We start from the raw sequence: 22,396 nt of genomic DNA on the forward strand, positions 1-22,396 counted from the left end.
TGTTTCTGGCAGCTCAAACCGATCACTCAGTAGCGCTGATATTTGGAACCGAATTCCGGGCGATTTTCCGCGACGTACAGTTTGGTCTGTTCGGCGTTCTGTTGCAGTTTGAGGCCTTGGTGTTCGGCGTCGTTGCTGACGGTGTCGACGTTCAGGGTGCCGGACTGGCCGACGGTCGCCGCCGCGACAACCGGGGTGCTGGCGTGTGGGGCGGCGATGGCGGAGGTGGCGCCAATCAGAGAAACAATGAAGCCGAGTGCGATGATGTCTTTCATGATGTTGCTCCAGAGAGTGGGGAGAAGATGGGGCCCACTGTAGTGCTGGAGGGGTTTGATGTGAAAACACCCTTGCGCATAGTTGTTATCGAAGGTGTTGATGCGCGATCAGCGCGGTAGGGTATTGCTCAGCCAGCGCTGGCGCAGTTGCTCCAGACGACCGTCGGCCCGCAATGTATCCAGCGCCTGCTGCCAGCGTGCGACCTGTTCCGGATCGGTCTGCGGCGAAAAGGCAATGTAGGTGTTCTGTTTCATCAACGGGATCTGGTACTGCAAGCGTCCCGGCTCCATGCCTTGTTCGCGGGCGAGGGCGGCTTTGGACCAGGTATCGGAGACCACGAAATCGGTACGCCCCAGGCTGAACAGTCGCATCATCTGCTCCGGGGTTTCCACGCCGTAGAGGTTGTTCAGGTCTTGCCCTTGCAGATAGCTGTAGACCAGCCATTTGCGCGGTACGGTGATCCGGCCCAGGTGATCGGCTTCACGCAGGCTGTGCACGGGAGGCTGGAGATTGTCGCGGGCGTATAGCGCGGTTTCGACTTCGATCAGCGGCCCGACCCATTGATAGCGATCGTCGCGCGCATCGGTACGCAGCACGGTGAATACGCCGGTGTCGGGCGTGTCGCTGGCCATGCGCAGGGCGCGCAGCAGCGGGACTTGTTGCAGATGGATGCGGTCGCCGGTCTGGGTCGCCAGAGCCTGCACCACGTCCACACCGAATCCTGCGAGCTGATTGCCTTGCATGAAATGCAGGGGCGGGTGGTTGTCGGTGAGCAGTTGCAGATCCGCCGCAGTGGCCGTCAGGGCCAGCATTGACAGCAGACAGGCGGCAAATCGTTTCATGGATCGTCCCTGAACAAAACAATCGCGCAGCTTAGTACGAGCCATGACGGCTGTCGTGGGGAAACAGCGGGGCTTTTGTGTCAGAGAACAAGGCTTATCGGTAGTGATCGCTGCGGGGGCAGAGCGCCCCCGGCAGGAATCGACAACGGCGGTACAAACGATCAGTAACGCTGGTACTTGGAGCCGAACTCGGGACGGTTCTCGGCGACCAGTACGCTGCGGGCCGAACGTTCGCGCAGTTCCTGTAAGCGATCGGCACCCCCTTCGGCGACGCGTTCGCGCAGCTCTTGCAAGCGGTCCGCACCGCCCTCGGCGACGCGCTCACGCAGTTCCTGCAAACGATCCGCGCCGCCTTCAGCCACGCGTTCGCGCAGTTCCTGCAAGCGATCCGCGCCGCCTTCAGCCACGCGTTCGCGCAGTTCCTGCAAGCGATCCGCGCCACCTTCGGCTACGCGATCCTTCTGCAGGTTTTCCGAGCCGTATTCGGCAACCAGCGGCTGGGAGCTGGCGGACGCCAGGTCGGCCAGGGCCAAACCGCTGAACAGGCTGATTGCGAGTACCAGGGATTTCGAGGACTTGAACATGGTGCTTCTCCTTGCGTTTGAGATGAGTGAACCAGTGCTTTCTGGTGGGTTCATTCAAACGCGAGGGTGTATCGCTGATATGTGGTGTTGCGGCCCGAAAACGCGGATTACGTATCTGCGCGGCGAATTTATACAGAGCGATACAAATCCGTCAGGATTCGGCGAGCATCTCCACGGCGAAGGAGAAAACATAACCCTCGTTGCGCACGGTCTTGATGTAGGTCGGCTCGCGGGAGTCGTCCAGCAGACGCTGGCGCAGGCGGCTGACCAGCAAATCGATGGAGCGGTCGAACAGGTCCGCGTCGCGACCCTGGGTCAAATTCAACAACTGATCGCGGCTGAGCACCCGTTGCGGATGATCGAGAAACACCCGGAGCAGGCGATATTCGGCGCCGCTTAGGGCGACCATGGTGTCGTCTTCATCGAGCAGGTGTCGGGCGGTGGTGTCCAGGCGCCAGCGGCCGAACGCGAGCAGGCGTCCGGTTTCGGTGATCAGCAGATTGGGCGGCAGCATTCGCGTGCGGCGCAGCACGGCGTTGATCCGCGCCAGCAATTCGCGGGCAGCGAAGGGTTTGGTCAGGTAATCGTCGGCACCCATTTCCAGGCCGAGGATGCGGTCGGTCTGGTCGTCGCGGGCGGTGAGCATCAGGATCGGGATCGCCTTGTGCTTGCCGGCGCGCAGTTCGCGGCACAGCACCAGCCCGTCATCGCCGGGGAGCATGATGTCGAGCATGATCAGGTCGACCGTGTTGGCTTCCAGAAAACTGCGCATCTGCCGGCCATCGGCGACCACGGTGCTGCGCAGGCCGTTCTTGGTCAGGTAATTGCCGACCAGCTCGCGGATCTCGCGGTCATCGTCGACGATCAGGATGTGGTTGATGTGATCCATGGTTCGCTCTTTTTATAAGGAGTGCCCGAAGCGTTGCGCTTCGGGCACTGGTCGCTTCTAGTCAGGACACCACGCGATAGCACGGCACATACGCCGCGCCACCCGGCAGTTTCATCCGGTGCTGGGCGACGAAGGCTTTGAGCAGCAGATCGAGGGGCTGCATGATCGCGGCGTCGCCACGGATCTGATACGGCCCGTGTTCCTCGATCAGGCGGATGCCCTTGTCCTTGACGTTGCCGGCGACGATCCCGGAGAACGCGCGGCGCAGGTTGGCCGCCAGTTCATGGGGCGGCTGATCGCGGTGCAGCTTGAGGTTGGCCATGTTTTCGTGGGTCGGATCGAACGGGCGCTGGAAGCCTTCGTCGATCTTCAGCAGCCAGTTGAAGTGGAACGCGTCGGCGCGTTCGCGGCGGAACTGCTTCACGGCCTTGAGGCCCGCCGTCATCTGCCGCGCCACTTCGGCCGGGTTGTCGATGATGATTTCGTAGTGCTTCTTCGCCGCTTCGCCGAGGGTGGCGGTGACGAAGGCGTCCAGTTGTTCCAGGTACGGCGCGGCGTGTTTCGGCCCGGTCAAAATCACCGGGAACGGCAGGCCGGCGTTGTCCGGGTGCATCAGGATGCCCAGCAGGTACAGGAATTCTTCGGCGGTGCCGGCGCCGCCCGGGAAGATGATGATGCCGTGGCCGACGCGGACGAAGGCTTCCAGGCGTTTTTCGATGTCCGGCAGGATCACCAGCTCGTTGACGATCGGGTTCGGCGCTTCGGCAGCGATGATGCCCGGCTCGGTCAGGCCCAGATAGCGGCCGCCATGAATGCGCTGTTTGGCGTGGGCGATGGTCGCGCCTTTCATCGGGCCTTTCATCACGCCCGGGCCGCAGCCGGTGCAGATGTCGAGGCTGCGCAGGCCCAGTTCGTGGCCGACCTTCTTGGTGTATTTGTATTCTTCGGTGTTGATCGAGTGGCCGCCCCAGCACACGACGATTTTCGGCTCGACGCCCGGACGCAGGGTGCGCGCGTTGCGCAGCAGGTGGAAGACGTAGTCGCTGATGCCTTGGGAGGTGCTGAGGTCGATGCTCAGGGCATCGAGTTCGTTTTCGGTGTAGACGATATCGCGCAGGGCGCTGAACAGCATTTCCCGGGTGCTGGCGATCATTTCGCCGTCGACGAAGGCGTCGGCCGGGGCGTTCAACAGCTCCAGGCGCACACCGCGATCCTGCTGGTGGATACGGATTTCGAAGTCTTTGTAGGCTTCAAGAATGGTTTTTGCGTTGTCGACATGGGCGCCAGTATTGAGGATGGCCAGGGCGCACTGGCGAAAGAGGGTGTAGGTGCTGCCGGTTCCGGCCTGGCTCAGTTGCTGAACTTCACGTTGGGAAAGGGTTTCGAGGCTGCCTTTTGGGCTGACCGAGGCATTGATTACGTGTCGTTGGGTCATGCAGTGATCCTTAAAACGATGTCATTGCCGGCATGGTCAATGGCATCCGAATAGTGTGTATCCATGAATGAAGATGGCACGATCTGCGTGGTATCGCCATGTCCCCGTTGGACGTAGAAAAGATGAAAAGGCGCTCCAGCATAGCTAAATCCGCCTCAGAGGCGATAATGCGCAGCCTCTTTTTAACTCAAGCCATGGAAGCCTGTCGCGATGTTCGAGATTCAACCGATCGATGCCATCACTTATCGCCAGCAGACCCGGCGCAGCACGCTGATCATCGCGGTGCTGTTCCTGGTGCTGGCGATGGCGTTTTCGACGGCGGCGGTGGCGCTGTTCGGCGAGCCGGGCGGGGATAACCTGCGGTTCAATGTCGGCGGGGTGTTTGGCGCATTTCTGCTGACGGCGGCGTTGCTGCGCGGGCGTTTCTGGAATCAGACCTGGATGGCCCCGGCGGTGTACGGCTGGCGGCTCAAGCGCAGCCTGATGAGCGTCACCAACGTGATGCATCAGGTGACGGCAGCGGTGGAGAAGGGTGATCCGGTGGCGATGAAGGTGCTGCGTTTCTATCACCTGGGGCTGACCCAGATGCATGAACTGGACGGTAACTCCAGCGATCACGCGCAATTGCACCGGGAAGTCGAAACACACAAGACGCGGATGGAGGCGCTCGGTCTGGATACCGATCAGACGCGCCTCGATCCGGCCTGGCTGGAAACCTTGAAAGCGCGTTAAAACGGAATGCGCGCGCCGCGCCGCAGTTTCAAGCGGCGAATCAGGCGCCCGTAGACCAGCAGGTTGACCACCAGCACCACGCTGCCCAGCACCAACTGAATCTGCGGGGTCAGCCCGGCCGGGTAGATGATCGGCCAGATGTAATGTTCGATGAAGCCACCCGCGTATTCGGTTTGCCCGGCAGCGTGGCGCATCAGGTTTTCCCAATAGGTCAGCGGACAGGTCAGGTGCAACACCTCGACCGCCACGCCCCAGGCCGCCGCCGGCAAATGCAGCCACATCAGCCGCGGCCACTTGAGCACCAGCAGCCCGCCGAACAGCACAAACAGAATGAACAGCAAATGAAACAGCACCAGCCCGTCGGCGGCTATTCGATACAGCATGTCGTCTCCCTGACGCGTGTGTGAATGGTTGCCATGTTACGCCGGTAAATGACTGACGGAAGGATTTGCGCCAACTGCGCAAGATTGTTCAAGCCATGAACGGGCGTTTGCTGGCAGAGTCCGGGGCCTTGTCTCACGGTTGAAGCGTGTTATGTCTGACTCATTAATGCCGCGCAGTGCCTTCCTTCGCGGAGCCGCGGCGATCATGCCGTTATCGCTGGCGACCGCGCCGTGGGGGCTGCTGGCCGGCTCCATGGCGATCGAAGCCAACCTCACACCGCTGCAAGGGCAGGGCCTGTCGAGCATCGTGTTCGCCGGCGCTGCGCAATTGGTGGCGATCGGCATGCTCAAGGGCGGCGCGGGGATTTTCTCGATTCTGCTGACCACGCTGCTGCTGACTTCGCAGCATCTGCTTTATGGAATGAGCATGCGCCACGTGATTTCGCCGTTGCCGGGGCGCTGGCGTATCGGTCTGGGCTTTTTGCTCACTGATGAACTGTTCGCTCTGACCAGTCAGCATGATCGTCAGCAGTTCAACCGCTGGTACGCCTTGGGCGTGGGTCTGACGTTTTACATCGCCTGGAACCTCTTCACCCTGGCCGGCATCGTGCTCGGCAGCAGCATTCCGGGGCTTGAGCATCTGGGGCTGGACTTCTCGATTGCCGCGACCTTCATTGCCCTGATCACCCCGGTGGTGCGCAATGTGCCGACGGTGGTCTGCGTGGCGGTGTCGCTGTTCTGCTCGGTGCTGTTCAGCTACTGGCAATGGGGTTCGGCGCTGGTGCTGTCGGGCCTGGCCGGCATGACCGCCGGGTTTATCTGCAACAAGCTGTATCGGGAGCGCACATGATGGTCTGGGCAGTGATTTTCGGCATGGGGATTCTGGTGTTCCTCAACCGTTACGTGTTTCTCGAACCGCGCCTGCCGGTGCGTTTGAGCAGTAACGCGCGGCAGTTTCTCGGGTTTGCCGTGCCGGGCATGTTGACCGCGATTTGCGGACCGATTGTGTTCATGCCGGACAAACAACTGAATCTGCAGTGGGATAACCCTTATCTGCTGAGTTCATTAGTGGCAATCGGCCTGGTGATCTACACGCGTAATACATTGCTTAGCATGCTATTGAGCATGGCGTTCTTCTTTCTATTGCGCTGGTGGCTTTAAGTTCTACGCTTAATGGATGAATTCCATTAGCGAGGTGAACATGGCAACCGAGCAGAAACGTCCCGAAAAAGATGACGAGCCGAGCGAAGAAGAGATCGAGCGGGAGAAACACAAGGAGCAGACCTGGAAGCATGACGACAGCCGCGAGTTGTCCGACCGTGATCAGGAACGCCCGCTGAAACCCTGAACGCCACAACGAAAAAGCCCCGCGATTGCGGGGCTTTTTCGTTTCATCAAAGATCGTCCAGCTGCGTGAAATCGGGGTGGGAGGCCCGATAACCCAAGGTCTTGTCGATCCAGGCATTCAGCTCGTTGACCATCACCGGCGGGTGGCAGGGATAGTTTTCGAGGGTGGCGCGCAGGATGCGGTCTATATCGGGTACGTCACGCAGGTTTCGAGTCTTTATGTAGTGGCCGATAAAACAGTCGAGTTGAAAGCGTTCTGTCGTGGACAGATGAATACACTCCAGGCCTGTGACCTGTTTGATTGCAAAATCGTCGCGCAACTTAGTTCTCTGCAAGGCTTGTTAAGTTTGTGGGGTATTCCTGGTTTTGCTGACTCTTTGGTCAACTGGTATGCCAAAAGGAAATGCGGCGCGCATGCTATCCGTAGTGTTTGTAAATGTATGTATGACGGTTGAAATGTCAGACAGGCGGTTAGTTCAATCAAACGACTGTTTATGTTGAATGTTTCGCGTTTGAAACACCGGGTGTAACGCGCAGGATTCAATTCGTGGATTCCTGCTCTTGATAACGCACCGCATCGGCATTTATTTACGTCACCGCTTCAATCAATTCAGACCCCTGATTGCGGGAGTTGCCCACCGCTTTGCCGACTTTGTGCCATTGGAACGCTTCGCTGGGTTCGGCTTCGAACAGCAACATCTGCTCGGCGCGCTCGGTGGGCGTGGCGGGATCGAGCCATTCCTGCACCTGATCGGCGCGCAGCACGATCGGGCGCCGGTCATGCACATCGAGCAAGCCACCTTCGCTGTCGGCGGTGATGATGACGAAGCCGTCGTCTTCCCGTGAGGGTTCGCCGGGTATCGGAAACTGGCCGATGGCGGCGCAGAAAACCGGTTGATGGTCGGCGCGACGAATCAGCCACGGCTGTCGGCTCTTGTCGGGTGCATCGACCCACTCGAACCAGTTGTCGACCGGCACGATCAGTCGATGGCGCCAGATCGCTCGAAAGAACGGCCCGTGGGCGACTTTTTCCACCCGCGCGTTGATTGGCGCAGCGCGATCCTTGGCCCAGTGCGGGCGCCAGCCCCAGCGCAGATTGTCGGCGTATAGCCGTTGTTGGTGCTGATGGAGGATCGCCAGCGACGTCGTGGGCGCAGCGTTGTAATGCGCCAGCGGTGCGTCGCCGGCGTGATTGATCAGAGCATCGGGAATGCTCAGCACCGCGACGAAATCGTGGATGCCACGGTATTGCGACAGTCTTCCGCACATCGGCCGATCCTCCGGCGAACAGCTGCCTGAAGGCTTCAGCTTAGTTGCATGGTTCAATCCTTGCTGCCCTGGCCGGTGAACGCGTCGCGCCAGACCAGCCAGCGGCGTTCCAATATGGCCAGCAGGCCATCGCTGAGTTTGCCGAGCAGTGCCAGGACGATGATCGCGGCCAGCACGATGTCCGGTCGCGAAGTCTCGCGACCGTCACTGAGCAGGTAACCCAGCCCTTTGGTCGCCGCGATCAGTTCGGCCGCCACCAGAAACATCCACGACAGGCTCATGCCGCTGCGCAATCCGGTAAACAGACCGGGCAGGGCAGCTGGCAACAGAATCCGTCGCACCAGTTGCAGCGGACTGAAACCGTAGATATGCCCGACCTCCACCAGTTTGCGGTCGATGTTGCGAATCGCCGCGACCACGTTGACGTAAACCGGGAAGAACGCGCCGATGGCGATCAGGACGATTTTCGAGGTCTCGTCGATCCCCAGCCACAGCAACAACAGCGGCACCCAGGCCAGGCTGGGAATCGAACGCAGCGCGGCGAAGGTCGGTTCCAGATAGGCCTCGGCTTCGCGGCTGAGGCCGACCCATGCGGCGAACACCAGCGCCAGACTCGCGCCGATGGCAAACCCCAGCAGCACGCGAATCAGACTGGCGCCGATGTGTTTCCACAAGGCACCTTCGGCCAGATCTGTAAGGGTCAGGGCAATCTCGCTCGGCGCCGGCATCTGGTAGGACGGCAGCCAGCCGATGCGTACGATAAATTCCAAGGCGATCACGATCAGCAATGGCAGGGCCAGGCCCTTAAGGCGCCGGCGCCAGAGCGGATTCAGCAGTGGGAGTTTTCGCCGTGGTGCCGACAAGGCGAGGCGGGCGGGCAAGTCGTTGCTCATGGACGGTTCTCCGCTCACGACAAATCCGCGACGGGCGCGGACTTGTCATGAGCCTGATCGGTTACTGGGCGGCGGCGACTTGCTGGAAACCGGTGTCGATCAACTGATCGATGACCTGATCGACATTCACCCCACGGCGCACCAGTTCTTCGGAGACCAGAATCGGCGCGGCGGCTTTTGAGGCCAGCACGTCCCTGGCGGTCAGTTGCGGGCTGCTCAGGTCGGTGCGCGACAGTTGCAGCTTGGCCACGTCCAGCGGCAGGCCGGATTCGCTGGCGAGCAACTTGGCCAATTCTTCGGGGTTCTTCACCGACCACTCGCGGGCCTGCTCATAGGCCTTGATCACGGTGTCGATGGTTTGCGGGTGTTGCTTGGCGTATTGCTCGGTAACGCTGACCACGCCGTAGCTGTTGAAGTCGCGATTGCGGTACAGCAGGCGCGAACCGGCCTGCACCTGGCTGGCGGCCATGTGCGGATCGAGGCCGGCCCAGGCGTCGACATCGCCTTTCTCCAGCGCGGTGCGGCCGTCCGGGTGTTGCAGGTGCACCAGTTCCACATCGTCCTTTTTCAGCCCGGCCTGTTGCAGGGTGCGCAAGGTGAACAGGTACGGATCGGTGCCTTTGGTAGCGGCGATTTTCTTGCCCTTGAGGTCGGCGACGGACTGGATCGGCGAGTCCTTGCGCACCACCAGCGCGGTCCATTCGGCGCGGCTGTAGACGTAGACCGATTTGATCGGGCTGCCATTGGCGCGGCTGAGCACGGCAGCGAGGCTGGCCGACGAGGCGAAATCCACGCCGCCGCTGTTGAGGTACTCCAGCGAGCGGTTGCTGCCCTGGCTCAGCACCCAGCTGACTTTGCTCTGGGGCAGGGCTTTTTCCAGGTAGCCCAGATGTTTGAGCGCCAGGCTGACCGGCGAGTAATAGGCGTAATCCAGATGCACTTCGGCCGGCGGCGCTTCGGCAGCGTGGGCGAAAGGGTGCAGGCTCAGGGCGACTGCGCAGGCCGCGAGCAGCGTTTTGACGCGGGAAAACGGTAAGAGGGATTTCATGGGCACGCTCCGGCAAGGCAACAGATTCTTATGTCCAAAAAGATACTTTTATCGAATGCTTCCTGCATGAATGGAATATTGCAGGCTCTGTGCCATGTGCGCCTTGTCCCGTATTTACGGGGTCTAACGCCGGTTTTGCAGGTTTGAAGTGTTGCAGGGAGAACACTGTGCCGAGCCACTGTTGCTCGGCCAACAGTGCGGCGGGAAGGTGCTGAGCTTATGCGCTAATCGAATTTCAAATCTGATTTGTAAGAGCGTTATGGTCTATAAAAATCCCTCTGCAGGACTCGCCATGAAGCTCTCACGTTTCCTACGCGCCGCGTTGACCAGCGCACTGTTTGCCACGCCATTGACCTACGCTGCCGAACCCTTGGTCCTGCACGTCGGCGACCAGAATTACTACAACATCCGCGCGTCCATAGAGGCGTCCGGCGTGTTGAAGGACGCGCCTTACACGGTCGACTGGAAACACTTCCAGGCTGCCGCGCCATTGGCCGAGGCGTTGCAGACCGGATCCCTGGATCTGGGTTTCCTGGGGGATTCGGGGTTTCTGTTTCTGGCTGCCAAACAGGCGCCGGTGAAACTGATCGGGGTGTCGCGACAGAACCCGGACACCATCGCCCTGTTGGTGCCCAAGGATTCTCCGGTGAAAACCATCGAGGACCTGAAGGGCAAAAAAGTCGCCTACTGGCCGGGTGCCTGGAGTCAGCAATTGACCTTGCGGGCACTGGAGCAGGGCGGTTTGCCGGAGAACTACGTCGACTTCGTCAAGCTGATGCCGATCGATGCAGCCGCCGCGCTACCGCAAGGCAGCATCGATGCGTTCCCGGTCTGGGAACCCTACATTTCCCAGCAGATCGTGTTCTCCGGTGCGCGGCCGATTCTCACCGCGAAAAACCTGATGCCGGGTTTGAGCGCCATCGCCGCGTCTGCGCCGTCCATCGACAGCAAGCGCGAAGCGATCGCCGATTTCCTCGGGCGCCTGAAGCAGGCCCGGGCCTGGGTCGACAGCCACACCGACGAATACGCCGACCTGTGGGCGAAGAAAGCCAACCTCGATCAGCAGGTTTCGCGGCACTGGTTGCGCCAGGCGCACATGACGGTCGGCCCGGTCGATCAACAGGCTGCCGCCGATCTGCAAAGCACCGCCGACTTCCTGTTCAAGGTCAAGACGCTGCCGGCTCCGCTGGCCACGGCGGGGATCATCGACAGCTCGTTTCAACAGGCACTGGCACGCTGAGCGAGCGCCGGAACCAAACCCCGTGTATCTTTATCCAACCTCGGCCCATCTCAATGGGTCGCAGGGAGGCAGCAGCGGCGAAGGAGTTTTGCCAATCGACAACATGACCGCAACGGTCGGGCTCAAGGCAAAACATGACACAGTGGTTCAAGCTTTTCTGCGCGATGGTGGTGGCCGTCGGGCTGGCCGGGTGCATCGCCGCTCCCATCGAAATGACCGCGCAGACCGAGGCCCGGCTCAAGGCTCAGGCGCCTGTGCGATTCCTGTTGACCTTCGATGACGGGCCCAGCGCTTCCAGTCTTTTCAACCCGACCGACACCGTGCTCGACAGCCTCAAGGACAACCCGCTGCAGCCGGGGATCAAAGCGGTGTTTTTCGTCCAGACCCGCGCGCCGCGAGCGGGCAACAGTGAGATCGGCCGGCAGGTGATGCGCCGCGAGCACGCTGAAGGGCACATTCTGGGCTTTCACACTGCGACCCATTGGCACACCAATCATCGATTGCTCGACCCGGATGAGCTCGAAACCACGTTGACCAACGGCTCGGCGGACATCGCGGCGATCACCGGCGCGCCGCCAACATTGCTGCGTCCGCCGTTCTGGAACTACGACAAACGCACCTTCGCCGCCTATCAGCAGCACCACATGCAGGTTTTGCTGACTGACCTGAGCGCCAACGACGGCAAGATCTGGGGCTTCAACGCCAGCCCCCGGCGGCGGGCGAACATGCTGCGTCAGCTGTCGGAAGTCCGGGAACGGATTGCCCTCGGTGAATTGCCAACGGTGGACGGGGTGATTCCGGTGGTGGTGACCTTCCACGATCTCAACCGCTACACCGCCCGCCATACCCGCGAGTACTTGCAGATTCTGCTCGACAGCGCCGCCGCCACCGGCGTGCGACTGGCGGACAAACCGTTCTATGAGGATCGCGCAGCACTGGAAAAAGCCGCGCTGGCGCGCACGGTGGGCGAGTCGTCGAAGCCGGTGAATCTGCCGGGGATCTGGAACTGGATTTGGGACCATGACGCGCATTGAGAGTGGCGACTTGAAGATGTGAAGCGGTTGGCAAATTTTGCGGGTGTCGGTGAGAGCAAGGCGACAAAAGCTCATCTATGCTGATCGGGTCGCCCGAGCCTGCGCCTGTGAGGCGTGCCCCCATGATTGCCATTACCGACATTTGCCGCATCGTCGAATCCGGCTTTTCGCCGCTGTATTGCGATTGCACCGAAACGGCGCAGGGCCTCTTGCAGATCAAGGTTTACGAACCCGACAGCGGGCGTGTCAACCTGTTGCTCAACGGGGTGTCCCCGGAGCATCTGGTCAGCATTCGTGACATCTCCAATTTTATCGGTGAATTGCGCACGGAAATGAGCGCCGGACGCCGAGCGTTTGCCGGCTGAGAGTCAGAGGCGTCGTTGAAAGGCGCGGACGATGCTCAGCGTGGCGTCACTGACGTTCAGATTCTGCACCGCATCGAGCGGGTGCCAGAGACAGTCGACGATTTCATTCAGCGGGCGAACCTGATCGATGTTCAGCACCGATGCCTCGTAGACGTGGTGGCGGGTGCTGCCGTTCTGCAATTCCATCAGATAAAGCATGTCATCGCTGTCCAGCCCGGTTTCCTCCTTGAGTTCTCGGACGGCGGCTTGCGCGCGGGTTTCTCCCGGTTCGACGGTGCCCCCCGGAAGCGTCCAGCGGCACCTGGGTTTGCGCACCAGGAGAATGTGTCGATCCTGTTCGCAGATGACGGTTGCTCGTACTTTCATGTGTTACCCGATTGCCGGTTGTCATAAATCTGTCATGAATTAGCAATATTTGGGCCGCTACCGGTTTAGAGCTTCTGAGTGCCTGGAAGCGGCAAAAGTGCCGGAGACTTGACGCGGCCGCGGTGCGACGTTCGGTCGGCACGGCGGTGCATTGCGGGTGTAAGGTGAAAAAGTTCGTTATCAGACAGGAGGTGCCTATGAGCATGGCGATGCTGAACAAAATGCACATGAATGGCTACGACGTACTCAGTGTGAACAACGGCCCGTGGCGGGTCTGCACGCAGGGTGACCGGCTCGCTTCGTTTGCCAGTCGCGAGGAAGCGCTGGCGTACGCCGCAGCGCTGCCGGGATACAAAAGCCGCGCACGCGGCCGCAAGACAGACTGAAGGTCTGTGAAGAAAAAGCCCCGGATGTCCGGGGCTTTTTGTTGTGGACCGGGTGGGTTTCAGTGGACTTTGGTTCGGCTGATGGCGCGGGCTTTCACTTCCCGGGCATACAGTTGCAGGCGTTCTTCATCGCTTTGCAGCACTTCGCAGGATCGCAGTACCGCCTGGGCGTCCGCCTCGTTGCCCGACTGACGCAGTTGCTCGGCGATGCGCTTGAGGTCCACCGCCGACCATCTCAGATCCGATGCCACGCTTTGCAGGTCACGCTGAAGTTCGTGTTCGTATTCATTGAGCCGCATGATCACCTCCGGAACATTCTCGGTAAAACAGAGTAGCCGCATTTTTCTGGTGTGGGGCAAGGTCTTCTGTCGGTGAGCTGAATGGCCCGGTTTTCGGGGAGTACCGGCAGAGCGCTACGATGGATGTCCGAACAGTTACAGGGTACATTTGCGTTTTTTCAGATGAAGGAATCACTATGCGGATGTTGATCGGAGGGATGCTGATGGCGGCATTGGCCGGTTGTTCGTTGCCTGCGTCACTGGTGCCGGGCGAGCCGAATGTCAGTAAGACCAGCGACAAGACTCCCAAGGACTACGCCGCATGTGTATTGCCGCTATGGCAGCAGGACGTTGCCAAGACGTCCCAGACAGCGATTTCCAATGGCTACCGGATCACCGCGCCGAGCATCGTCACCGCCGACGAGATTCTCGATGTGGTCAAGTACAAGGACGGCAGCCGCGTTTCCCTGTACCAGGGGCCGCCGTGGGCGAAGTCCGGGTCGTTGCGCAAAGCGGTGCGCGACTGCCTGTAATGGCGAAATAAAAAAAGCAGAAACCGGAGATCGGTTTCTGCTTTTTTTTGCCTGCTGATCGGGCTCAGTCCGAGATGTCGGTGAGCGGAATGCCGGCGCCGCCAGTCTTTTTTTCCCGACGATCCTGCATCCAGTCTTCCACTTGGCTATTGAAGCCCGCCGGCGCCTTGCGCCCGACCTTTCTGGCGATGTCGAGGATGGTCTGCTGGGCGAGGGCTTCTTCCATGCGCTTTTGCGCGGTCATCATCGCGGCGTAAATCGAGCAGGTGCCGTCCAGCGCCCAGTCCGGCGGGGAGCCGTCGAACAGCGCGCAGCGTCCGCGAATGTCCCGGCATTCGAAAATGTTCTTGGGACCATCGATGGCATTGACGATGTCGAGCAGGGTGATTTCGTCCGCCGGACGCGCCAGAGTGAAGCCGCCGCGCACACCGCCGGTGGATTCCACCAGTTTGCCTTTGGCCAGTTTGGTGAAGATCTTCGCCAGGTAATCCAGCGGCACCCCTTGCAGCTCTGCCAAGTCAGCAGCCTTCCGCGTTCTTGAAAAATACAGCCGAGTCCGCTCCCGATGATGTGAATCCTTCAACCTCATTCAGTGACTTGGCTTCGTGCCTGGAGAGAACAATGAAACAGCACATTCTGGTAATCGGCGCAGGTTTCGGTGGCATGTGGACGGCGTTGAGCGCCACGCGTCTGGTCGACATTCACAATCGGGACAACATCGACGTGACCGTGTTGGCGCCGCAAGCCGAGCTGCGCGTTCGTCCGCGTTTCTACGAGCCGAATGCCCACACGCTGGCGGCGCCGCTGGGCGATCTGTTCGACGCGGTCGGCGTCAACTTCATCAAAGGCGCCGCGAACACCATCGACGTACAGGCGAAAACCGTGGGCTACACCGACGCAGCCGGTGCGCAGCAGGTGTTCAACTACGACAAACTGGTACTGGCCTCCGGCAGCGGCCTGGCCCTGCCGGACACCCCGGGCGTGGCGCAATACGCGTTTGACGTCGACCAGATCGAAGCTGCGATTCGCCTGGAAAATCACCTTGATTCGCTGATTGGCCTGCCTGAAAGCCAGGCGCGCAACACCGTGGTCGTCGCCGGCGGTGGTTTCACCGGCATCGAAACCGCCACTGAAATGCCGGCGCGTCTGCGGGCTGTGCTGGGCGCTGATGCCAAGGTTCAAGTGATCATCGTTGACCGTGGGCAGAAAGTCGGCGCTTCCATGGGCGAAGCCATCAGCGTGTCGATTGCCGAAGCGAGCAAAGAACTGGGCGTTGAATGGCGATTGGGTGTGTCGGTGCTGTCGGTCGATGAAAACGGCGTGACCCTGTCGGACGGCCAGCGCATCGAGGCAAAAACCGTCGTCTGGACCACCGGTGTGCGCGCGAGCTCCCTGACCGAACAGATTCCTGCCGAGCATGATCGTCAGGGCCGTCTGCACGTTGATGCCAACCTGAAAGTCATCGGCCAGGACGACATCTTCGCCACCGGCGACGTGGCTTATGCCGCCACCGACGATATCGGCAACTTCGCCCTGATGACCTGCCAGCACGCGATTTCCCTCGGTCGTCACGCCGGCAACAACGTCGCGGCGCAGATTCTGGGTGTCGACCCGACGCCGTACAGCCAGCCGAAATACGTGACCTGCCTCGACCTCGGCGCCTGGGGCGCGGTGTACACCGAAGGCTGGGATCGTCAGGTGAAACTGGTCAAGGAAGAGGGCAAGTCGCTCAAGACCCAGATCAACACCCAGTGGATTTACCCACCAGCTGCTGACCGTGCCATCGCGCTGGCGGCTGCGGATCCGATGATCCCCGTCGTCGCGTAAAACGGCGTGTCACAGAAAATCCCGCCCGGTTGACGCCGTGCGGGATTTTTTTTGTTCAGATTCCGCAGACCTCTCCGGTAAGTACCACCCGACCGAACTCGGCGTTGGTCTCCTGAGGTGTGATGGCGAGCAGTTGGTCGAGGCGAATTTCCTGTTGCGCGCCTTGTTGCTCGATCACCAGGAATTCTTCTTTGTCACTGCTGGTTCGCGTGGTCACGGCCCGGGCCACCAGCCGCTGACCGTCGATCAACTCGATGTCCAGCTGATAGCCGCGCAGGCAGGCGATTTCCAGGTAGTCGTGCAGATCACAGTTCAACGGCTGATAACGGGTCATGGCGTTACTCCTCGAAACCTTGCAGGGTGATGATGAAATAGCCGTCTTCGGCGATGGCCTTGGCGACCTGCGGATTGGCCGGCTCGCTGTGGCAGAACAGACACTGGCTCTGGGAAATGTCTTCGTCCTGCAAGCCGTTGTCCATCAGGAACTGCCGGGCGTAGGCCTTTGCCGCTTCGGTTTCGCGATCGGTCAACACGTCGAAATGAAGATAGCGGCCATCTTTGGTGCGCACGTGGGTATCGAATACTTTGACGAACATTATTGGCTCTCCTGCATTTTCCAGGTGCCGGGCAGCGAGAGGTTGCCCGAGGCGATGTCGTAGACGCTGCTGACACACAGCAGCGGGTTGTGCAGGTCGGCATTGACCTTCAGCGCTGCGGTGACGCCGTCATAGTTGAAGCTTTGCGGGAAACCGACGGCAGCCAGCGGCACGCGGATCTGCGCGGCGTTCTGTTTCACACTCAGGTCGTAGCCGGGGGAGTCGATGTAAATCGGCGCGCCGGGCCAGGTCGCGGGCAGTTTCGGTTTGGCGTCCTTGGGGATGTCGCGCACTTTCAGGCCACCGGGGCCGCAGCTTTCATCCTTGCTCAGAACCACCCAGTGCGAGTGCCAGAGGCCACCATCGTTGTCCTTCTTGCCATCCTTGTTTTCATCCAGCTGCGGGGTGTCATCGAAGTCCGGGTGCGAGGTCAGGGCGAGGGCGAGAATGCCGGAGTTCGCTTCAAAACCGACGGCGCCGCTGTCGAGGCTGGTGGGCCAGACGTAGCTGTAAACCTCGGCACCGGCGAAAGAACCTTTTGCGGTCGGTACGCGGCTGCCGGCATTGCCATCGACCAATTGTTCGAAGACCAGTGTGTTGCCGTCCTTGAAAACACGGGTGTGAACCAGGTCGAAAGCGGCCTCTGTTTTACCGGGTTCGCTGTGAATGCCTTCAGGTTCGTGGGCCCAGGCTTGTGTTGCCAGAAGCGTGCTGATGGTCAATGCCAATGCGCTTTTCATGGAATGCCTCGATGTGCGTTTAAGTTTCGAATCGACACCGCAATCCTAAGGTGGCACTGTTTTTTGTCAATAAGGTTTTTAAACGATACTATTATCGATCCCATTGAAACAGGCGATGACCGTGTTGTTTGACCTGCTGGAAAGATTGTCCAGCCTGACCCGGGTGTGGTTTCGCGAGCACCCGCTGCTGGCCGAACTGCAACCGATTCAACTCAGCGCGCTGCTGTATCTGGCGCGTTGCAACCGCTATTCGAATACGCCGCTGGCGGTTACCGATTATCTGGGCCTGACCAAGGGCACCGTGTCGCAGTCGCTCAAGGCGCTGGAGACCCATGGTTTTCTGACCAAGGTTCCGGACGCCCGAGACAAACGCAGCGTGCATCTGGAATTGACGACCACTGCACGCGAGCTGATCGACGCAGTGATGCCGCCGGATTTCCTGAGCAATGCCGCGCAACGCATGGGCGCGCGTGCCGGCGATCTGGAAGGCTTGTTGCTGGAGTTGCTGCGCAACATTCAACACAGCGAAAACGTACCCAGTTACGGGCTTTGCCGGACTTGTCGCTTCTACCAGACATCGACTGCCGGCGCCGTCTGCGGATTGACCGGCGAAGCGTTGGCCCCGCCGGAAATCGAACTGATCTGTCGCGAGCATCGGTTACCTGAAGAAATCCCTGTTTGATCTTCTTTGTGCCACGGCTGTGACTAATCCTCACGGCTCCCTGTTTTCTCTACGATGCGTAATGCCCCGTGACACTTGATCGCAAGCGTCTTTCCAGCGTGCACTAGGCTTTAAATGCCGGCCCATTACGGGCCGGCATTGCTGTTTCTGGAGGATTGTTTTTGATTCAAGGAGCGACCGATCATGGATGATCTGGTGAAAGAAGTGATTCCGCTGTTGCAGTACCTGATCCCGGGGTTTGTCTCGGCCTGGATTTTCTACACCCTGACGGCGTTCAAACGGCCGGATACGTTCGGGCAGATTGTGCAGGCGTTGATTTTCACGTTTGTGATTCACTGGATGGTGTTGGGGGTTGGAGCGGTTTGTGTGTGGGTGGGGGAGAAGGGGTTTTCTGTAGGGAAGTGGGATGCGAAGGCTGAAGCGTTGTGGGCATTTTTTGCATCGCTGGTACTCGGGTTGTTGGCCTGTTGCCTGTCAGCGAATGGCAAGTTACATGGTTGGTTGCGCAGCAGAAACGTCACGAAACAATCTTCCTACCCCAGTCAATGGTTCAGCGCATTTGCGAAATATGATCGCGTTATCACCCTGCATTTGGATGATGAAAGGCGCGTTCTAGGGTGGCCGGTGGACTGGCCACCCGAGTCAACCAGCGGGCAGTTTGTGATGCAGTATCCCTGCTGGATCAACGAGGATGGAACGGAGGTGCCTATTAGTGCGGAATTTTTGTTGATAGATTCCACAAGGGTTAAATGGGTTGAATTCAGCCCTGTATCAGAGGGTTCATCATGACCGCCAGAGCATCACAACCAATACCGCCACATATAAAGCGTCTTTTTGTAGGGCCGGACGGAAAGCGGCTGGAGAAACCATTGATCGAGGCATCAAAGGCACCTCCTCCGCCGAAGTACCCTCCATATCCTCATACCCATTCCTAGCCCCATCCATCCTTCACCGCCCGGCGAATGCCCTCCAGCAACATCGCAAACGCCGGGTTGTCGTTGTTCTCCCGCCAGATCAGATGCAGCTCGCTCTGAACCCCTTCGCCCAGATCGATCTCGCGAAACACCACACTCCTGAACACCACACTGGTCGCGCAACGCGGCACCAGCGCCAGGCCCATGCCCGCATTGACCAGCGCCAGAATCGTCAGCGAAGACCCCAGCCATTGCACGTAATCCGGAGCGACCCGGGCGGAGCGCAGCATGCCGGTGAGCAATTCGTTGAACGGCGGATAGGCCGCGTGGGAATACATCAGGAAGGGTTGCCCATCCAGATCCTTCACTGAAACGTCGTCTGCCTCCGCCAGTCGATGGCCGCTCGGCACCGCCAGCACAAACGGCTCGCGCACCAGACATTCGGTGGCGTAACCCGGCTCGAGCAATGGCGCGCGGACGATGCCCAGGTCGATGCGACGGGCACGCAGGGCTTCGTGTTGCTGATAGGTGTTCATTTCAGTCAGGTCGATCTTCACCTGCGGCTGCTTGAGGCGCGCCTCGGCGATGACCTTGGGCAGAAACTCGTACACCGCGCTGCCGACAAAACTGATGTTCACCGAACCGATATCGCCCTCGGCAAAGCGCCGGGCGGTGACGGCAGCCTGTTGCGCGCGTTCGAGCAGATTCTGCGCTTCGATGAAAAACGCCCGGCCGGCAGCGGTGAGCGCCACGCTGCGAGTGCTGCGGGTAAACAGTTCGACACCCAGGTGATGCTCCAGCAACTGGATCTGCCGGCTCAATGGCGGCTGGGTCATGTTCAACCGCTCGGCAGCGCGACGAAAGTTGAGTTCGGTGGCGACAGTGGTAAAGCAGCGCAGTTGGGTGAGTTCGAACATTGATCTAATCCAGGTATCAATCGAATGCCAAGTTAGATTAGACGGGATCAATTGCCCCGTCCATGATCGCTCTACGCCTCAAAGGCCACCGCTATCCCTACAAAAACAAAGATCGGGAGTCGCCCCTTGAATACCCTCCAGAGTCCGCCGGACATCACGGTACTCGCCCGCGCCGCTGCCAAGGTCAAGCGCCATGTGCTGCCGTTGTTCGTGGTGATGTTCATCGTCAATTACATCGACCGGGTCAACATCGGTTTCGTGCGCAGTCATCTGGAAACCGATCTGGGTATTGGCGCCGCTGCTTATGGCCTTGGCGCCGGTTTGTTTTTCATCGGTTACGCCTTGTTTGAAGTGCCGTCCAACATGCTTCTGCAACGCTACGGCGCCCGCGCCTGGCTGACGCGGATCATGTTCACCTGGGGCGCAGCGGCGATGGCCATGGCGTTCGTCAAAGGCGAAACCAGTTTCTACGTGCTGCGCTTCATCCTGGGCGCTGCCGAGGCTGGGTTCTTCCCTGGAATCATCTATTACTTCACCCAATGGCTGCCGGCCTCGGAGCGCGGCAAGACCATGGCGGTGTTTCTCAGCGGTTCGGCGATTGCTTCGGTGATATCCGGCCCGGTGTCCGGCGCGCTGTTGCATATCAGCGGTCTGGGCCTGCACGGCTGGCAATGGATGTTCCTGATCGAAGGCGCCGCGTCGGTGGTGCTCTGCGGGTTTGTCTGGTTCTGGCTGCAATCCCATCCGCGCCAGGCCAAGTGGCTGAGCGAAGAGGAGCGCGAGGCGCTGGTGGCCGCGATCGCCGAGGAGCAGCGTGCCCGCGAAGCAACCCACGTCGCCAAACCTTCGATGTTCAAACTGTTGGCTGACCGGCAGATCGCGCTGTTCTGCTTCATCTACTTCTCTATCGCCCTGACGATCTACGGTGCCACCTTCTGGCTGCCGAGCATGATCAAGAAAATGGGCAACCTCGGCGATTTCCAGGTCGGACTTCTCAACTCGGTGCCGTGGATCATTTCCATCGTCGCGATGTACGGCTTTGCGGCGCTGGCCGGCAAGTGGAAATTCCAGCAGGCGTGGGTCGCGCTGACTCTGGTGATCGCCGCGTTCGGCATGTTCATGTCCACCACCGGAGGGCCGATTTTCGCCTTCGTCGCGATCTGTTTTGCGGCCATCGGTTTCAAGGCGGCTTCGGCGCTGTTCTGGCCGATTCCGCAAAGCTATCTGGATGCGCGCATCGCGGCGGCGGTGATCGCGCTGATCAACTCCATCGGCAATCTGGGTGGCTTCGTTGCGCCGACCGCGTTCGGTTTTCTGGAGCAGACCACCGGCTCCATCGAGGGCGGCCTGTATGGTCTGGCCGCAACTTCGCTGGTGGCAGCAGTGGTGATTTTCTTCGCCCGCATGGCGCCCGGCACCAAAGGCAAAACCCCGGCAAAGCCTGAACCCGAGACCGCCGTTGCGCCGACGGCCAATCCGGTGGCGAGCCACTGATTCCGACTCAACAGGAGCGTCATTTTGAAAATTACTCGTGTCACCGTCACTCCGATCGCTTTCCGTGATCCGCCGCTGCTCAACGCCAGTGGCATCCACGAACCGTTTGCCCTGCGCTCGATCATCGAGATCGAAAGCGACAACGGCTATATCGGTCTCGGCGAAAGCTACGGCGATGCCCCGGCACTGGCGATCCAGCAACAGTTGCAATCGCAGTTGATCGGCCTCGATCCGTTCAACCTCAATCAGTTGCGTCGGATCGTTCAGGCCACGGTCGCTGCCCACAAACCGGCCAGTCTGGCGGGTGCCGAACTGGCGCCCGGTTCCCACGCCAGCAAGGCCGTCAGTAACGCGTATTCGGCATTCGAAGTGGCGTTTCTCGACTTGCAGGCGCGCTATTTGAATGTGCCGTTGGTGGACCTGTTGGGCGGGGCGGTGCGTGATGAAGTGCCGTTCAGCGCCTACCTGTTTTTCAAGTATGCGCAGCACGTTGATTCACCGTACAAACCGGACAACTGGGGCGAGGCGCTGAATGAACAGCAGATCGTCGCCCAGGCCGCGCGAATGATCGAGGCTTATGGCTTCAAGAGCATCAAACTCAAGGCCGGCACGTTGCCGCCGGAACACGAAGTGGCGTGCATCAAGGCGCTGAAAAAGGCCTTTCCCGGTTATCCGCTGCGCATCGATCCCAACGGCAACTGGTCGCTGGAAACCTCCATCCGCATGGCCGAGTTGCTGGGTGATGACCTGCAGTATTACGAAGACCCGACCCCGGGCCTCGAAGGGATGGCCGAACTGCACAAACGCACCGGGCTGCCGCTGGCGACCAACATGGTGGTCACCGATTTCGACGAATTCCGCCGTAGCGTCGCGTTGAACAGCATGCAGATTGTCCTCGCCGATCACCATTACTGGGGCGGCCTGCGCGACACCCAGACCCTGGCGAAAATGTGCGACACCTTCGGCCTCGGCGTGTCGATGCATTCCAACTCACACCTGGGCATCAGCCTGATGGCGATGGCTCACGTGGCGGCCGCCGTGCCGAATCTGGACTACGCCTGCGACACCCATTACCCGTGGCAGGAGCCGGATGAAGAAGTGATCAAGGGCGGCAAACTGCCGATCGTCGACGGCTGCGTGAAGATCACTCGTGCACCGGGCCTGGGGCTGGAACTGGATCACGATCAACTGGGCAAGCTGCATGACCAGTATCTGACCTGCGGCATTCGTCAGCGCGATGATGTGCGGCAGATGCAGCGCTACAAACCTGACTGGAAAGCGCTGAAGCCGCGATTCTGATCGAGCAAAACCAGAGGGCGCCAAACG

The 22,396-nt window shown here is 60.0% G+C and carries 30 protein-coding genes and 1 pseudogene; 14 read left to right on the plus strand and 17 right to left on the minus strand.

Annotated elements, in window-relative coordinates; genetic code table 11:
- Positions 1-26: 26 nt before the first annotated feature.
- From CAF74_RS09490 to ppnN, 5 genes are all read right to left on the minus strand, one after another.
- Positions 27-275: a hypothetical protein gene (locus CAF74_RS09490; protein ID WP_039767006.1), complete on the minus strand. Its 249-nt coding sequence runs from the start codon at positions 273-275 to the stop codon at positions 27-29.
- A 108-nt stretch (positions 276-383) separates the two neighbouring features.
- Positions 384-1,118 carry an ABC transporter substrate-binding protein gene (locus tag CAF74_RS09495; protein WP_085746179.1) on the minus strand — a complete coding sequence of 245 codons (735 nt, stop codon included), beginning with the start codon at positions 1,116-1,118 and terminating at the stop codon, positions 384-386.
- Positions 1,119-1,279: 161 nt separating this feature from the next.
- Positions 1,280-1,702 carry a hypothetical protein gene (locus tag CAF74_RS09500; protein WP_085746180.1) on the minus strand — a complete coding sequence of 141 codons (423 nt, stop codon included), beginning with the start codon at positions 1,700-1,702 and terminating at the stop codon, positions 1,280-1,282.
- A gap of 151 nt (positions 1,703-1,853) precedes the next feature.
- Entirely contained in the window at positions 1,854-2,591 is a 738-nt protein-coding gene (locus CAF74_RS09505; protein ID WP_085746181.1) for a response regulator, read from the minus strand.
- Between the two features lie 61 nt (positions 2,592-2,652).
- Entirely contained in the window at positions 2,653-4,026 is a 1,374-nt protein-coding gene (gene ppnN / locus CAF74_RS09510; RefSeq protein WP_039766997.1) for a nucleotide 5'-monophosphate nucleosidase PpnN, read from the minus strand.
- Positions 4,027-4,236: 210 nt separating this feature from the next.
- Between ppnN and CAF74_RS09515 the strand changes: the two genes are divergently transcribed.
- Positions 4,237-4,758: a DUF3087 domain-containing protein gene (locus CAF74_RS09515; protein WP_085746182.1), complete on the plus strand. Its 522-nt coding sequence runs from the start codon at positions 4,237-4,239 to the stop codon at positions 4,756-4,758.
- Here CAF74_RS09515 and CAF74_RS09520 read toward each other — a convergent pair.
- Positions 4,755-5,141 (minus strand): DUF2784 domain-containing protein, encoded by a 387-nt coding sequence (locus tag CAF74_RS09520; protein WP_085746183.1) that lies wholly within the window; start codon positions 5,139-5,141, stop codon positions 4,755-4,757. The two genes, CAF74_RS09515 and CAF74_RS09520, sit on opposite strands and share 4 nt — an antisense overlap.
- Before the next feature lie 151 nt (positions 5,142-5,292).
- On the opposite strand from CAF74_RS09520, the gene CAF74_RS09525 reads away from it, so the two are divergent.
- The 3 genes from CAF74_RS09525 to CAF74_RS29245 are packed head-to-tail and all read left to right on the plus strand — an operon-like array spanning position 5,293 to position 6,489.
- On the plus strand, positions 5,293-5,991 hold the full coding sequence (locus CAF74_RS09525; protein ID WP_045121617.1) for an AzlC family ABC transporter permease: 699 nt from the start codon (positions 5,293-5,295) through the stop codon (positions 5,989-5,991).
- A complete protein-coding gene (locus CAF74_RS09530; RefSeq protein WP_164872179.1) occupies positions 5,991-6,302 on the plus strand; it encodes an AzlD domain-containing protein in 312 nt (103 codons plus the stop codon). The genes CAF74_RS09525 and CAF74_RS09530 overlap by 1 nt, the downstream gene beginning before the upstream one ends.
- Positions 6,303-6,342: 40 nt before the next feature.
- A complete protein-coding gene (locus CAF74_RS29245) occupies positions 6,343-6,489 on the plus strand; it encodes a hypothetical protein (RefSeq protein ID WP_165369550.1) in 147 nt (48 codons plus the stop codon).
- Positions 6,490-6,535: 46 nt separating this feature from the next.
- Here the strand turns inward: CAF74_RS29245 and CAF74_RS09535 are convergent, their stop codons facing one another.
- The 4 genes from CAF74_RS09535 to CAF74_RS09550 all read right to left on the minus strand — a co-directional run bounded on the left by CAF74_RS09535 (position 6,536) and on the right by CAF74_RS09550 (position 9,698).
- On the minus strand, positions 6,536-6,808 hold the full coding sequence (locus tag CAF74_RS09535; RefSeq protein WP_085605099.1) for a hypothetical protein: 273 nt from the start codon (positions 6,806-6,808) through the stop codon (positions 6,536-6,538).
- Positions 6,809-7,076: 268 nt separating this feature from the next.
- Entirely contained in the window at positions 7,077-7,757 is a 681-nt protein-coding gene (locus CAF74_RS09540) for an SOS response-associated peptidase (RefSeq protein WP_085746184.1), read from the minus strand.
- 53 nt (positions 7,758-7,810) lie between these two features.
- Positions 7,811-8,650 carry an ABC transporter permease gene (locus CAF74_RS09545; RefSeq protein WP_011334671.1) on the minus strand — a complete coding sequence of 280 codons (840 nt, stop codon included), beginning with the start codon at positions 8,648-8,650 and terminating at the stop codon, positions 7,811-7,813.
- Positions 8,651-8,711: 61 nt separating this feature from the next.
- Positions 8,712-9,698 (minus strand): aliphatic sulfonate ABC transporter substrate-binding protein, encoded by a 987-nt coding sequence (locus CAF74_RS09550; RefSeq protein WP_085746185.1) that lies wholly within the window; start codon positions 9,696-9,698, stop codon positions 8,712-8,714.
- 292 nt (positions 9,699-9,990) lie between these two features.
- On the opposite strand from CAF74_RS09550, the gene CAF74_RS09555 reads away from it, so the two are divergent.
- The 3 genes from CAF74_RS09555 (at position 9,991) to CAF74_RS09565 (ending at position 12,337) form a co-directional block, all read left to right on the plus strand.
- On the plus strand, positions 9,991-10,938 hold the full coding sequence (locus CAF74_RS09555; RefSeq protein WP_085746186.1) for an ABC transporter substrate-binding protein: 948 nt from the start codon (positions 9,991-9,993) through the stop codon (positions 10,936-10,938).
- A 134-nt stretch (positions 10,939-11,072) separates the two neighbouring features.
- Positions 11,073-11,972, plus strand: a complete 900-nt coding sequence (locus CAF74_RS09560; RefSeq protein WP_085746187.1) for a polysaccharide deacetylase family protein — start codon at positions 11,073-11,075, stop codon at positions 11,970-11,972.
- Positions 11,973-12,094: 122 nt separating this feature from the next.
- Positions 12,095-12,337 (plus strand): DUF1652 domain-containing protein, encoded by a 243-nt coding sequence (locus tag CAF74_RS09565; RefSeq protein ID WP_085746188.1) that lies wholly within the window; start codon positions 12,095-12,097, stop codon positions 12,335-12,337.
- Positions 12,338-12,340: 3 nt separating this feature from the next.
- On the opposite strand, the gene CAF74_RS09570 is transcribed toward CAF74_RS09565, so the two are convergent.
- Positions 12,341-12,703, minus strand: a complete 363-nt coding sequence (locus CAF74_RS09570; protein WP_085602944.1) for an NUDIX hydrolase — start codon at positions 12,701-12,703, stop codon at positions 12,341-12,343.
- Positions 12,704-12,900: 197 nt separating this feature from the next.
- Between CAF74_RS09570 and CAF74_RS09575 the strand changes: the two genes are divergently transcribed.
- Complete coding sequence (locus tag CAF74_RS09575) at positions 12,901-13,089, plus strand: DUF2188 domain-containing protein (RefSeq protein WP_085602946.1); 189 nt, start codon at positions 12,901-12,903, stop codon at positions 13,087-13,089.
- A gap of 59 nt (positions 13,090-13,148) precedes the next feature.
- Here CAF74_RS09575 and CAF74_RS09580 read toward each other — a convergent pair whose 3' ends face one another.
- Positions 13,149-13,388, minus strand: a complete 240-nt coding sequence (locus CAF74_RS09580; protein WP_007950501.1) for a hypothetical protein — start codon at positions 13,386-13,388, stop codon at positions 13,149-13,151.
- Positions 13,389-13,564: 176 nt separating this feature from the next.
- Between CAF74_RS09580 and CAF74_RS09585 the strand changes: the two genes are divergently transcribed.
- Positions 13,565-13,900: a hypothetical protein gene (locus CAF74_RS09585; RefSeq protein WP_041475321.1), complete on the plus strand. Its 336-nt coding sequence runs from the start codon at positions 13,565-13,567 to the stop codon at positions 13,898-13,900.
- A 64-nt stretch (positions 13,901-13,964) separates the two neighbouring features.
- Here CAF74_RS09585 and CAF74_RS09590 read toward each other — a convergent pair.
- Positions 13,965-14,423: pseudogene (locus CAF74_RS09590) on the minus strand (Rrf2 family transcriptional regulator); the annotation flags it as partial.
- Between the two features lie 98 nt (positions 14,424-14,521).
- Between CAF74_RS09590 and CAF74_RS09595 the strand changes: the two are divergent.
- On the plus strand, positions 14,522-15,727 hold the full coding sequence (locus tag CAF74_RS09595; protein WP_085746190.1) for an NAD(P)/FAD-dependent oxidoreductase: 1,206 nt from the start codon (positions 14,522-14,524) through the stop codon (positions 15,725-15,727).
- 55 nt (positions 15,728-15,782) lie between these two features.
- Here CAF74_RS09595 and CAF74_RS09600 read toward each other — a convergent pair whose 3' ends face one another.
- The 3 genes from CAF74_RS09600 to CAF74_RS09610 are packed head-to-tail and all read right to left on the minus strand — an operon-like array spanning position 15,783 to position 17,063.
- Complete coding sequence (locus CAF74_RS09600; RefSeq protein WP_085746191.1) at positions 15,783-16,061, minus strand: Rho-binding antiterminator; 279 nt, start codon at positions 16,059-16,061, stop codon at positions 15,783-15,785.
- A gap of 4 nt (positions 16,062-16,065) precedes the next feature.
- Positions 16,066-16,323 carry a DUF2024 family protein gene (locus CAF74_RS09605; protein WP_085746192.1) on the minus strand — a complete coding sequence of 86 codons (258 nt, stop codon included), beginning with the start codon at positions 16,321-16,323 and terminating at the stop codon, positions 16,066-16,068.
- Positions 16,323-17,063: a hypothetical protein gene (locus CAF74_RS09610; protein WP_085746193.1), complete on the minus strand. Its 741-nt coding sequence runs from the start codon at positions 17,061-17,063 to the stop codon at positions 16,323-16,325. The genes CAF74_RS09605 and CAF74_RS09610 overlap by 1 nt, the downstream gene beginning before the upstream one ends.
- A 115-nt stretch (positions 17,064-17,178) precedes the next feature.
- Here CAF74_RS09610 and CAF74_RS09615 point away from each other — a divergent pair, with 115 nt between their 5' ends.
- On the plus strand, positions 17,179-17,745 hold the full coding sequence (locus CAF74_RS09615; RefSeq protein WP_085746194.1) for a MarR family winged helix-turn-helix transcriptional regulator: 567 nt from the start codon (positions 17,179-17,181) through the stop codon (positions 17,743-17,745).
- A gap of 183 nt (positions 17,746-17,928) precedes the next feature.
- The gene (locus CAF74_RS09620) at positions 17,929-18,534 is read left to right on the plus strand and encodes a DUF6338 family protein (RefSeq protein WP_085746195.1); all 606 of its coding nucleotides are present in this window, start codon (positions 17,929-17,931) and stop codon (positions 18,532-18,534) included.
- A 142-nt stretch (positions 18,535-18,676) separates the two neighbouring features.
- On the opposite strand, the gene CAF74_RS09625 is transcribed toward CAF74_RS09620, so the two are convergent.
- A complete protein-coding gene (locus tag CAF74_RS09625; RefSeq protein WP_085746196.1) occupies positions 18,677-19,576 on the minus strand; it encodes a LysR substrate-binding domain-containing protein in 900 nt (299 codons plus the stop codon).
- Positions 19,577-19,702: 126 nt separating this feature from the next.
- On the opposite strand from CAF74_RS09625, the gene CAF74_RS09630 reads away from it, so the two are divergent.
- Entirely contained in the window at positions 19,703-21,070 is a 1,368-nt protein-coding gene (locus CAF74_RS09630; protein ID WP_085746197.1) for an MFS transporter, read from the plus strand.
- Between the two features lie 24 nt (positions 21,071-21,094).
- On the plus strand, positions 21,095-22,369 hold the full coding sequence (locus tag CAF74_RS09635; RefSeq protein ID WP_085746198.1) for a glucarate dehydratase family protein: 1,275 nt from the start codon (positions 21,095-21,097) through the stop codon (positions 22,367-22,369).
- Positions 22,370-22,396: the final 27 nt, after the last annotated feature.

The organism is Pseudomonas sp. R45(2017) (assembly GCF_002112305.1).
Lineage (GTDB): Bacteria > Pseudomonadota > Gammaproteobacteria > Pseudomonadales > Pseudomonadaceae > Aquipseudomonas > Aquipseudomonas paraglycinae.